At 46.2% G+C, this 12,487-nt stretch carries 7 protein-coding genes; 5 read left to right on the top strand and 2 right to left on the bottom strand.

What is annotated here, in order from left to right; all coding sequences use genetic code 11:
- The gene (locus tag WMO28_RS12300; protein ID WP_349057147.1) at positions 1 to 849 is read right to left on the bottom strand and encodes an AraC family transcriptional regulator; all 849 of its coding nucleotides are present in this window, start codon (positions 847 to 849) and stop codon (positions 1 to 3) included.
- Between the two features lie 207 nt (positions 850 to 1,056).
- On the opposite strand from WMO28_RS12300, the gene WMO28_RS12295 reads away from it, so the two are divergent.
- From WMO28_RS12295 to WMO28_RS12280, 4 genes are all read left to right on the top strand, one after another.
- Positions 1,057 to 2,853: an L-fucose isomerase gene (locus tag WMO28_RS12295; RefSeq protein ID WP_349057146.1), complete on the top strand. Its 1,797-nt coding sequence runs from the start codon at positions 1,057 to 1,059 to the stop codon at positions 2,851 to 2,853.
- A gap of 172 nt (positions 2,854 to 3,025) precedes the next feature.
- Entirely contained in the window at positions 3,026 to 4,012 is a 987-nt protein-coding gene (locus WMO28_RS12290) for an aldo/keto reductase (RefSeq protein ID WP_349057145.1), read from the top strand.
- A complete protein-coding gene (locus tag WMO28_RS12285; RefSeq protein ID WP_349057144.1) occupies positions 4,009 to 5,151 on the top strand; it encodes an exonuclease SbcCD subunit D in 1,143 nt (380 codons plus the stop codon). Before WMO28_RS12290 ends, WMO28_RS12285 begins: the two co-directional genes overlap by 4 nt.
- A 2-nt stretch (positions 5,152 to 5,153) precedes the next feature.
- Complete coding sequence (locus WMO28_RS12280) at positions 5,154 to 8,561, top strand: SbcC/MukB-like Walker B domain-containing protein (RefSeq protein ID WP_349057143.1); 3,408 nt, start codon at positions 5,154 to 5,156, stop codon at positions 8,559 to 8,561.
- A gap of 97 nt (positions 8,562 to 8,658) precedes the next feature.
- Here WMO28_RS12280 and WMO28_RS12275 read toward each other — a convergent pair whose 3' ends face one another.
- On the bottom strand, positions 8,659 to 10,143 hold the full coding sequence (locus WMO28_RS12275) for a DUF1846 domain-containing protein (protein WP_178643348.1): 1,485 nt from the start codon (positions 10,141 to 10,143) through the stop codon (positions 8,659 to 8,661).
- A 177-nt stretch (positions 10,144 to 10,320) separates the two neighbouring features.
- On the opposite strand from WMO28_RS12275, the gene ftsH reads away from it, so the two are divergent.
- Positions 10,321 to 12,465: an ATP-dependent zinc metalloprotease FtsH gene (gene ftsH / locus WMO28_RS12270; protein ID WP_349057142.1), complete on the top strand. Its 2,145-nt coding sequence runs from the start codon at positions 10,321 to 10,323 to the stop codon at positions 12,463 to 12,465.
- The last annotated feature ends 22 nt before the right edge of the window (positions 12,466 to 12,487 follow it).

Here is a 12,487-nt window from a genome sequence, read left to right as displayed (position 1 = left end):
TCAGCGCCTTTTATATTTACCAGGTGTAACACCTTTATATTTCTTAAAAGTACGGATAAAGTAACTCAGGTCATTAAATCCGTTCCGGTATGCGATCTCAGTGATGGAATCGTCGGTGGTAGCCAGCTGGCAGCAGGCCTGTTCGATCCGCTGACGGTTCAGATAATCCATAGGAGTCTGATGTGTCATTTCAGAAAAAAATCTGCAGAAGTATTTCGGCGACATGGATACAGAGGCGGAAAGCTCCTGGAGGGTGATGGGATTTGCATAGTTCTTTTCGATGAATTCCACAACCTGCTTCAGCTGGACGATACGCTTGTAATCACGGCGTGTTTTCCGGAGACTTTCAAGGTAGTAATGATTACCAAAAACCAATCCGAAAAAGTGGTAAAATTGTCCAAATACGATCAGCTCGTATCCTGGTTTCTTTTGCCAGAAGGAGTCAAAAAGAGAGTTGATCGCACGCTGGATATCCGGCTGTTTTTCTGTAAAATGATGATAAATAAGAAGCTCCTGGTGACTGATCTTCTGCATGTATTCCGTACACACAGAATTAAATTTCAAAAACATGTTCATATCGAAAACAATGCACTGATAGATACAATCATGAGGAATTCCGGAATGAAGAACTCCGCTGTTGATAAAAATCACATCTCCGGCTTTTGCTGTGAAACTTTTTTCGTCTAAAGTGACGGTAAGAGTGCCCTGAATGATCCGCATGATTTCACACTCCACATGCCAGTGGTATGACATTACATAACGGGGATGGGAGCTGTCGATATGATGAAACTCAAAAGGAAATTCATAGGTACCTCTGAGACGGTCCTCATTTCTTCCAAGATCGTGCAAAATAAAACCCTTCTTTCATAAATTTTATAGTTTTTTAAGGAACTTGTATAAAAAAGTGAATATTGTACTGTTTTTTGCTATTATAACACAAGTAATTTGTAAGATGCAATCGTATAATAAAATCAACGGTCAGACATACGTTGTCTGACAGCATGAAGTAAGTTTATATTAATAACGAATATATATATGTAGGAGGTAATTGTTACTATGGCAAAGAGCAGATTAGTAGGCAGCTATCCGGTTATCGGTATCAGACCAACCATCGACGGACGTAGAGGAGCCCTCGATGTAAGAGGATCTCTGGAAGATCAGACAATGAACATGGCGAAATCCGCAGCCAAACTTTTCGAGGAGAATTTAAGATACTCCAACGGTGAGCCGGTTAAAGTTGTTATCGCTGATACAACAATCGGACGTGTTGGTGAGAGTGCTGCATGTGCTGACAAATTCCGTAAAGAGGGTGTAGATATCACTCTTACAGTTACACCATGCTGGTGCTACGGTGCTGAGACAATGGATATGGATCCGCAGACAATCAAGGCTGTATGGGGATTCAACGGAACAGAGAGACCTGGTGCTGTATATCTGGCATCTGTTCTTGCTACACATGCACAGAAAGGACTTCCGGCATTCGGTATCTATGGACATGACGTTCAGGAAGCTGACGACACATCTATTCCGGAAGACGTTAAAGAAAAACTGTTAAGATTCGGACGTGCCGCAGTTGCAGCAGCATCCATGAGAGGTAAATCCTACCTGCAGATCGGTTCTGTAACAATGGGTATCGGCGGATCTATCATTGATTCTGATTTCATCGAGTCCTATCTTGGAATGAGAGTTGAGTCTGTTGATGAGGTAGAGATCATCCGTCGTATGACAGAAGGCATCTATGATCACGCAGAGTTTGAGAAAGCTCTCAAATGGGCAAAAGAGACCTGCAAGATTGGCTGGGATAAGAACCCGGAGGAGCTTCAGTTCTCACCGGAGAAGAAAGAAGAGCAGTTTGAGTTCGTTGTTAAGATGGCAGTTATCATCAAGGAACTGATGAACGGCTGTGATAAACTTGATCCGAAATTCTCTGAGGAAGCAATCGGACACAATGCTCTTGCAGCCGGATTCCAGGGTCAGAGACAGTGGACAGACTTCTATCCGAACGGTGACTTTGCAGAGGCTATGCTGAACACTTCCTTTGACTGGGAAGGTGCTCGTGAGCCGTACGTACTTGCTACAGAGAACGATGTTCTTAACGGACTTGGAATGCTGTTCATGAAACTCCTTACAGGACGTGCTCAGATCTTCGCTGATGTTCGTACATACTGGAGCCCTGAAGCAGTTAAGAAAGCTACAGGATATGACCTTGAAGGCGTTGCAAAAGAAGCTGGCGGATTCCTTCATCTGATCAACTCCGGTGCTGCCTGCCTGGATGCTAACGGACAGGCTAAAGATGCTGATGGCAACCCGGTTATGAAACAGTGGTGGGATGTTACAGAAGAAGACCAGAAAGCAATCATGGATCATACAGAGTGGTGTATGGCCGACAACGGATACTTCCGTGGAGGCGGATACTCCAGCCGTTATGAGACACGTGCTCAGATGCCTGCAACCATGATCCGTCTGAACCTTGTAAAAGGCCTTGGACCGGTTCTCCAGATCGCAGAAGGATGGACAGTAGAGCTTCCGGAAGAGGTATCTGATAAACTTTGGAAACGTACAGACTATACATGGCCATGCACATGGTTCGCTCCAAGATGCGATGGCAAAGAGGGACCGTTCAAGACAGCTTACGATGTAATGAACAACTGGGGTGCTAACCACGGTGCAATCTCCTACGGACACATCGGTGCTGACCTGATCACAATGTGCTCTATGCTGAGAATTCCGGTATCCATGCACAACGTTCCTGAGAAAGACATCTATCGTCCGGCAGCTTGGAATGCATTCGGTATGGATAAAGAGGGTGCAGACTTCCGCGCTTGCAAGAACTATGGACCACTTTACAAATAATAAACGATCATACTGTTGAGATAACAGGATATATCCCCTGGCAGAGTTCTCTGCCGGGGGATTTTTTATATCACAGGAAATTACTACGGGAACAGAGAAATACACTGTTCGGATTTCGGGAAAAAAGTTATAATAGAAAAAGATATAAGAAAAAAGATAGGAGGTTGACGAGATGAAATATGTACAGCTGAATAATACAGATCTTAATGTCAGCAGGATCTGCCTTGGGACAGCCGGATTCGGAGATAAATTAGGCCAGGAAAAAAGCTTTGAAATTCTGGATGCTTTTGTACGGGCAGGAGGCAATTTTATTGATACAGCCAATGTGTACTGCAAATGGCTGGAAGGACATGGGAACTGCAGCGAGCAGATCATAGGTAAGTGGATCAAGGAACGTGGAACTCAGGGAAAAGTGATCGTGGCAACAAAAGGGGCTCACTATTCCTTTAAGGATCCTGGGCGAAGCAGAGTAAACCGTGAGGATATCCGCGCAGATCTGGATGAGAGCTGCCGGACTCTGGGAACTGATACGATCGATTTTTACTGGCTTCACAGAGATGATCCCAAGAAACCGGTGGAAGAGATCGTAGATATTCTGGAGGACCTGCAGAAAGAAGGAAGGATCCGGTATTTCGGATTTTCCAATTACAGGACAGACAGGCTGAAAATGCTGGATAAATGCCTGAAAGAGAGAAAAAAAGAGGGGGTTGCAGCAGTATCCAATCAGTGGAGTCTTGCAGGAATTAATCCGGGCGTGAATACCAATCCAGACCCTACACTTGTAGAATTTTCCAAAGAGGAATATAAGTGGCACTGTGAGACAGGAGCTGCATCCGTTCCGTTTTCATCTACAGCGCTGGGATTTTTCTCCAAGCTTGAGAAAGCAGGACAGACAGGCACTCTTCCGGAAAGCATGAAGAAAGCATACTGGAATGAAACGAATCTTCGCACATACCAGAAGCTGTTAAAGCTTCAGAAGGAAACCGGATACAGCCTGCAGGCGTTATCCCTGGCATATTTTTTCAATCAGCCATTCCAGGCAGTGCCGGTAACCGGTGTCAGCAATCTTATGCAGTTAAAGGATGCTCTTGATGCCTGTGAGATCGACATGCAACCGGAACTGTTTGGTGGATGGGTAACAGCAGGAGGCGATCAATGAAGCTGATCCATTTATCGGATCTTCATCTTGGAAAAAGAGTGAATGAGTTTTCCATGATCGAAGACCAGAAATATATTTTAGATCAGATACTTACTGTTATTGATGAAGAGCGACCGGATGGCATTCTTCTTGCAGGGGATCTCTATGACCGGCCTGTTCCTTCTGCGGAAGCTGTGCAGCTTTTTGACAGCTTTCTTACCAGACTGGCACAGCGGAAGCTTCCGGTTTATGCAATCAGCGGCAACCATGACAGTGCGGAGAGGATCGCTTTTGGCGCGCATATTATGAGCAGCAGCGGGATCTGTATGTCTCCTGTATATGATGGAAAAACAGCAAAGTACTGTTTAACGGACAGTTACGGAGAAGTATGGATTCATCTTTTACCGTTTATCCGTCCTTCCGTTGTGCGCCATGCACTTGCCGGGGAAGAAGGAACAGAGGAAATCCGGACTTACCAGGAGGCCGTGCAGGCAGCAGTGGAACATATGGACATTGATATAGAAAAACGAAATATTCTGGTTGCCCATCAGTTTGCAGTGGGAGCTGTGAGCTGTGATTCCGAGGAAATCACAGTTGGAGGAATCGATCAGATTGAAGTGTCCGTTTTTCGGGACTTTGATTATGTGGCACTTGGCCATATTCATAGTCCCCAGAATGTGGGAAGTGATCATATCCGTTACTGCGGAACACCTCTGAAATATTCTTTTTCTGAAGCAGGACAGCAGAAATCAGTAACTGTAGTGGAACTGAAGGAGAAAGGAAATCTGAAGGTACGGGAGATTTCGCTGAAGCCTAAGAGGGATATGCGTAAGCTGAAAGGTTCTTACATGGAAATCACATCACTGTCCAATTATCAGGACACTAACACAGAGGACTATGTACAGATCACCCTGACTGATGAGGAAGATATTGTGGATGGAATGCAGAAGCTTCGGACTATATATCCGAACCTGATGCGACTGGAATATGACAATCGCAGAACAAGGGAGAACCAGAATGTTGCCGGAGCAGAAACTGTACAGAAAAAATCAGAGCTGGAATATTTCGAGGAGTTTTTTGAGCTGCAGAATAATCAGCCTATGAATAAAGAACAGCGGAAGTTTTCGGAAGAACTGATGCAGAAGCTTAAGGAGGTGTGAGCTTGAGACCGGAAAAACTGACGATCAGTGCCTTCGGGCCATATGCAGACAGAACAGAGATCGATTTTTCCAGGCTTGGAGAAGGCGGACTTTATCTGATCACCGGCGATACGGGAGCAGGAAAGACTACCATATTTGATGCCATCACTTTCGCTCTTTATGGCCAGGCAAGCGGTCAGGTGAGAGATTCAGCCATGTTTCGCAGCAAGTATGCAGATGACGCGGCGGAGACTTTTGTGGAGCTTGTTTTTTCCTATCAGGGAAAAAAATATCAGGTTTTTCGAAGCCCGGAATATATGGCGCCAAAGAAGAGAGGCACAGGACTGACTCTCCGGAAGGCAGAAGCACAGCTGATCTATCCGGATGAACGCCAGCCTGTAACAAAAGCCAGGGATGTGACCAGGGCGGTTGAGGAGCTGCTGGGGCTTGATTATGAACAGTTTACCCAGATTGCCATGATCGCGCAGGGAGATTTTCAGAAGCTGCTTCTGGCGGGAACAACGCAACGGGGGGAGATTTTCAGGCAGATCTTTCACACAGGGCTTTATCAGCAGTTACAGATGAAGCTGAAGGATGCCGCCAGATCCAGATATAAGGATTATGATGAGATGCGCCGCAGTATCGCCCAGTATCTAGACGGAGTGAAATATGAGGAAGCACAGAGTGGTGCGGAAGAATTTGCACAGTTGAAAAAAGCGAAATTTGAAGGAAAGCTGGAGCGGAGCCTGGAGCTTCTTAAACAGTTTATTGATGAGGAAGAGCAGAAAGAAGCAGCTCTTCAGAAAAAAGAAGAGATAACAGACCAGAAGCTGTGGGAAACAGAAAATCTTCTCACGAAGGCAGAACAAAAGAAAGGACTGGAACAAAAAAAATCAGAAGCGGGCCAAAGTCTGAAAACGCTTTTTCCGGTACTGGAAGCTGCACAGAAGGAAGCAGGGAAATACAGTGATGCAGACGAGAAATGCGAAAAGCTGGCAGGTTCCATTCGGGAAAAAGAGGAAAAACGGAAACGATATCAGGAGCTGGAAACTACAGAGAAAGAGTTTGCCAATACTGTAAAAATGCTGGAAGAAATCAGGAAAAAGGTCGCAGAATATGAAGAACAGGAAAATTCTGCCTTGAAGAAACAGAAGGAAGAAAAAGAACTTCTGAACAGGCTTTCCGGGGCGGGAGAAGAACTGAAAGAGCTTCAGTTCCAGTACGATAAACTGGACACTCAGAAACAGCAGTATGATTCCTGTATTCAGGCAGAGAAATCTTTCGAAGTACGCGGACAGGAGCTCGCCGGGCTGACGGAGCAGACTGAGAAGCAGGAAAAGGAACTTTTGGAAAAACAGGAGCAGATGAAAACGGAGAGAGTCCGACTGGAAAATGCAGAACTTCTTCTGCAGAATGCACAGACAGAAAAGGAAAAGCATATACAGCGAAAAACAGCACTTGGAAGTATTGGATCTATGATCGTGGAGTTTCGGAAACTTCATGAAGAAACCGGAAAACAGCAGAAAAAATATCTGGAAGCAGCAGGAAAGGCAGAACAGCAGAGAAATGCTTATCAGGAAATGTTTCACAGCTTTCTGGATGCACAGGCCGGAATCTTGGCAGAACAGCTTGAGGAAAATAAGCCCTGTCCGGTGTGCGGTTCCTGTGAGCATCCGCATCCCCGGGCACTTTCTTCAAAGTCTGTGAATCAGGAAACATTGAATCTGGAAAAAGAAAAACTGGACGTTTTGGAGAAAGCTGTGTCAGAACAGAGTCTGGAAGCAGGAAAGCTGAATGAACGAAGAACCGTTGCCTGGGACCAAATCATTGCCAGATCCCTGGAACTTGAGGTGCAGCTTCCGGAAGGAAAGACAGAAACTGATCTGAGAGAGGGAAAATTTTCGGAAAGATGGAACCTGCTGGTTCCCTCTGTAAAGCAGGAAATGTCACAGTGTCAGGCAGCACTGGAAGAGACAGAGACGAAGATCAGAGAAGCACAGAGCGGGAAAAACAGAAAAACAGAGGTGGAAAAGCTTCTGGAGAAGCTGGATGTTTGGCGGGAAGAACTCCTTCAGAAAAAGAATGCCTGTGCAAATCAGATAACAGAGCTTAAGACGAGAAAAGAAGAAAATGATAGACTGCGGAAGAACGCTGAGAAGGAAATGCGGGAGCTGCTTGCTGATGAAGGCTTAAAAAATGTACTGTCTGAAATGCCGGAAATCAGAGCTGCTATGATATCAGGAATCAAAGCATCTGAAACGAAAGAGGAGGCTGGACGAGAGAAGGACTTACAATCAGAACAGGAATGTTCTTTGATTCAGGTGGCAGGAGATCAGCTTGAATTTCTGGCAGCCTGTATTTACAGGAAACAGTCCGACCTGTCCAGAAAACAAATCCTGGAGCAGACCATTGCAGAGCGCGAAGAGAAGATTTCCGCTATACGCGATCTCTGTACGAGAAACGCTCAGGAAGCAGTACGCCTGGAAACAGAGAGGAAAAACCAGTCCAATAAAGTGGACAGTCTGCGATCCGAGCTTGGTGAAGGTGGAAAAATACTTCTGGAAAAAGAAATTCAGGAGCAGCGTCAGCAGTATCAGGATCTGAAAGAAAAACAGAAACAGGCAAAGGATACCCTGCAGAAATTACAAAGTGAAAAAGAAAGTCTCGTTTCTGCAGTAAAAACCATGGAAGAGCAGCTGAAAGAAATCGGAGATATTCCGGAAGAAGAGCTCCGGGAGCAGCATGCGAGACTTAAAGTACAGAAATCTGAAATCACAGAAGAGCGAAAACAGGTATTTTCTATTCTGAATGCGAACAGAGAAATTTTTCAGAAGGTGCAGACTGGAAGAGAAGAAATGTCCAGAGCAGAGAAAGAATATGTATGGATGAAAAATCTTTCAGATACAGCCAATGGAAGCCTGAACGGCAAGGCCAAGATCGAACTGGAAACCTATATCCAGATGGCTTATTTTGACAGGATACTCCGACGCGCAAATATCCGCCTGCTGACCATGAGCAGCGGTCAGTATGAACTGAAACGCCAGGAGCAGAGCGAGAACCGTAAGGAAAAGGCAGGTCTTGATCTGAATGTGATCGATCACTACAACGGAACTGAACGAAGTGTAAAAACTCTTTCCGGAGGAGAATCCTTCCAGGCATCCTTATCCCTTGCACTTGGACTTTCCGATGAGATACAGGCCAGTGCCGGTGGTATCCGTCTGGATTCCATGTTTGTGGATGAAGGATTCGGTTCTCTGGATGAGGAAGCTCTTGCCCAGGCAGTCAAAGCCCTGAATGGCCTTGCAGACGGGCACCGTATAGTGGGAATCATCTCTCATGTGGCTGAGCTGAAAGAACGCATTGAAAACAAGATCATCGTCACAAAACAGTGCAGTGGAAAAGGCGTGGGCAGCAGCATAAAGATTCAGTAGTATACAGAAATATAAAAACATAAAAATCCCCCGTGTTGTTTCAGAAAATGTGAGAACAATACGAGGGATTTTTTAGTGAATTTCTTTATTAGAAAGATCAGTCTTTCTGATATACTTTATTTTTTTCTGCTTTTGCTTCGCAGGTGAGTTCGATACCCAGCTTACGGAAGCTGATCACATCTACATCAGAGAGCATGACAGAGGTATGAGCTTGGCAGCCGTGAAGCTTCGGAATCTGCTCCAGTGCAAGGCGGGCAGCGTCGCTTGTAGCAGCGCTGATGGACAGGGCGATCAGAATCTCGTCGATGTGAAGACGAGGGTTTTTGCTTCCAAGGTATTCGGTTTTGAGCTGCTGGATCGGACGGATGGCATCCGGTGAGATCACATGCAGTTCATGGTCGATTCCGGCAAGCTCTTTCAGTGCGTTCAGAAGAAGAGCTGCGGATGCTCCGAGAAGGCTGGAAGTTTTTCCACATACGATCCTTCCGTCCGGAAGTTCCAGTGCAGCAGCCGGACCGTTGGTTGCTTTCTCTTTCTCGAGAGCAGCAGGAACAACTTTGCGATCCTTGAGCTCTGCGTGAGCCTGCTGGAGAAGAAGCTCGATCTTGCGAACCTCATTCTCTGTGCCGGAGCCGGAAACAAGGGCATCCATACTCTTATAATAACGGCGGATGATCTCCTGGCGGGAAGCCTCCTGGCATACTTCATCATCAATAATGCAGTTACCAGCCATATTGACACCCATGTCTGTAGGGGATTTGTACGGGCAGCTGCCCATGATCTTCTCGAACATAGCCTGTACAACCGGGAAGACTTCCACATCACGGTTATAGTTGACTGTTGTCTTGCCATAAGCTTCCAGATGGAACGGGTCGATCATGTTCACATCGTTAAGGTCAGCTGTGGCAGCCTCGTAAGCAAGGTTTACCGGATGTTTCAGAGGAAGATTCCAGATTGGGAAGGTCTCGAATTTCGCATAGCCGGCTTTTACGCCGCGTTTGTATTCGTGGTAGAGCTGGGACAGACAGGTAGCCATTTTTCCGCTTCCAGGTCCCGGTGCTGTGATCACTACCAGAGGTCTGGTAGTTTCGATATAGTCGTTCTTTCCATAGCCCTCGTCACTTACGATAAAGGAAGTGTTGCTTGGATAACCAGGGATCAGGTAAAGCTTGTATACACGGATTCCCAGTTTCTCCAGGCGTTTCTTGAAGAGATCGGCACTTTCCTGGCCGGAGTACTGTGTGATGCAGACGCTTCCTACATACAGGCCACGGCTTGTAAACTCATCCATAAGACGGAGTACGTCTTCGTCATAGGTAATGCCAAGGTCGCCGCGTACTTTATTCTTGTCAATGTCATTGGCACTGATAACAATAACGATCTCCGCCTGATCAGAAAGCTGCATCAGCATACGGAGCTTGCTGTCTGGTTCAAAACCCGGAAGAACACGGGAAGCATGGTAATCGTCAAAAAGTTTGCCGCCGAATTCAAGGTAAAGCTTGTTTCCGAACTGCCCGATTCTTTCGCGGATGTGTTCTGACTGCATTTTCAGATATTTGTCATTATCAAAACCTATTTTCATTTGTCTGATTTCCTCTCCTATTTCATTTTTTCTAAATCACTGGGAATAGTATACTACAAATTTACATTCGCTGGCAATATCCAAGTGAGTGGTTTTTAACTGGTATTTTTACAATCTCGCGGTTGATTTATACGAGTTTTATCTTTATAATAAAGGAATGACAAGAGGAGGAAAAAAATGAATAATCAACTGAATAATGATCAGGATGGTAAAAGACCTGATAACAGGGATCCGAAGAAACAGGGACCCAATAAGAATCATCAGTCGATTCTGGCTTTTCTGATATGTCTCTTGGTCACACTGGTCTGCTTCGCATTGTTTACCAACATGCTGAAGGACAACAGCAGTGAGATCTCCTATGATAAATTTATCGATATGGTGGATAAGGACCAGGTTAAGGAAGTAACGATCCAGTCCAGTACTTTAACGATCGTGCCCAAGAAGCAGAACTCCAAGTATGAGGATGTAAGCTACTACACGACGAAGACAGAGGACAGCACGGCACTTACCAAGAGACTGGAAGGTAAAGGAATCAAGTTTGAGACAGACCCGCCGGATGCATTCGGAGAGTTTATTGCCATGATTCTCAGTGTGGTACTGCCGACACTTCTTCTTTTCGGTCTTCTGATGTTCTCCATGCGCCGTATGAACAAAGGCGGCGGAATCATGGGAATGGGCGTTGGCAAGAGCAAGGCCAAGGCTTATGTACAGAAAGAGACAGGCGTTACCTTCAAGGATGTGGCAGGTCAGGATGAGGCCAAGGAATCACTTCAGGAGGTTGTGGATTTTCTTCATAATCCGGAGAAATATACAGCCATTGGAGCCAAGCTTCCCAAGGGAGCACTTCTTGTAGGCCCTCCGGGAACCGGTAAGACACTGCTTGCCAAGGCAGTTGCCGGTGAAGCGCAGGTACCGTTTTTCTCCCTTTCCGGTTCGGAATTTGTGGAGATGTTTGTTGGTGTGGGCGCATCCCGTGTCCGTGATCTTTTTGAGGAAGCCAAGAAGAATGCTCCGTGTATCGTGTTCATCGATGAGATCGATGCAATCGGTAAGAGCCGTGATTCCCGCTATGGCGGTGGGAATGACGAGCGTGAGCAGACCTTGAACCAGCTGCTTGCAGAAATGGATGGTTTTGATACTTCCAAGGGCCTTCTGATCCTGGCAGCGACCAACAGACCGGAGGTTCTTGACCCGGCACTTCTCCGTCCGGGACGTTTTGACAGACGCGTTATCGTAGACCGTCCGGATCTTAAGGGACGTGTGGATATCCTGAAAGTACATGCCAAGAATGTGCTTCTGGATGATACCGTGGATTTTGAGGCGATCGCTCTTGCAACTTCCGGAGCCGTAGGTTCTGATCTTGCAAACATGATAAACGAAGCTGCCATCCTTGCAGTTAAGAAAGGACGTAAGGCAGTATCCCAGAAGGATCTTGAGGAATCCGTTGAGGTGGTTCTGGTAGGTAAGGAGAAGAAAGACCGCATCTTAAGCAAGCAGGAACGCCGTATTGTTTCCTATCATGAGGTGGGACATGCACTGGTAAACGCATTGCAGAAAGATGCAGAGCCTGTACAGAAGATTACCATCGTACCCCGTACCATGGGAGCTCTCGGCTATGTTATGCAGGTGCCTGAGGAGGAAAAATACCTCAACACCAAGAAAGAGCTGGAAGCTATGCTGGTAGGATATCTTGGCGGACGTGCTGCGGAGGAGCTTGTTTTTGATACGGTGACTACCGGTGCAGCCAATGATATTGAGCAGGCCACCAAGGTGGCAAGAGCCATGATCACACAGTATGGTATGTCCGAGAAATTCGGACTGATGGGACTGGCGACCCAGGAGAATCAGTACTTAAGCGGAAGAGCTGTATTGAACTGTGGTGACGATACAGCAACCGAGATTGACCATGAGGTTATGAAACTTCTCCATCATTCCTATGAGGAAGCCAAGAGGATTCTCGGAAGCCACAGGACCGAGATGGATAAGATCGCAGAGTATCTGATCCGCAAGGAGACCATCACCGGAAAAGAATTCATGAAGATCCTCCGTGCAGTACAGCATGGACTGGATATTCCGGAGAATCTGGATGATCTGGTACTTTCTGAGGATGAAAAAGAAGTATCTGTTAAACAGCCGGTTCTGGAAGCAGAGAATTTAGCAGCAGATACAGAAGATAAAGCATCCGTAGCACCTGAAGAGAAAACCGAATCGAAATCAGACTCAGCAGATGCACAGGCAGCAGAAGTGAAAACCGAAGCAAAACAGCCGGCAGAGGACAGTGCTGACACAGAAACAGAAAAACAGCCGGGATCAGAGGCATAAAACAGATCAGAGAAAAACCGGG

The sequence above is a fragment of the Blautia aquisgranensis genome, assembly GCF_040096615.1.
Classification (GTDB): domain Bacteria; phylum Bacillota; class Clostridia; order Lachnospirales; family Lachnospiraceae; genus Blautia_A; species Blautia_A aquisgranensis.
The sequence above is the reverse complement of the archived record's forward strand: the minus strand, read 5'-3'. Positions and strand labels throughout refer to the sequence as shown.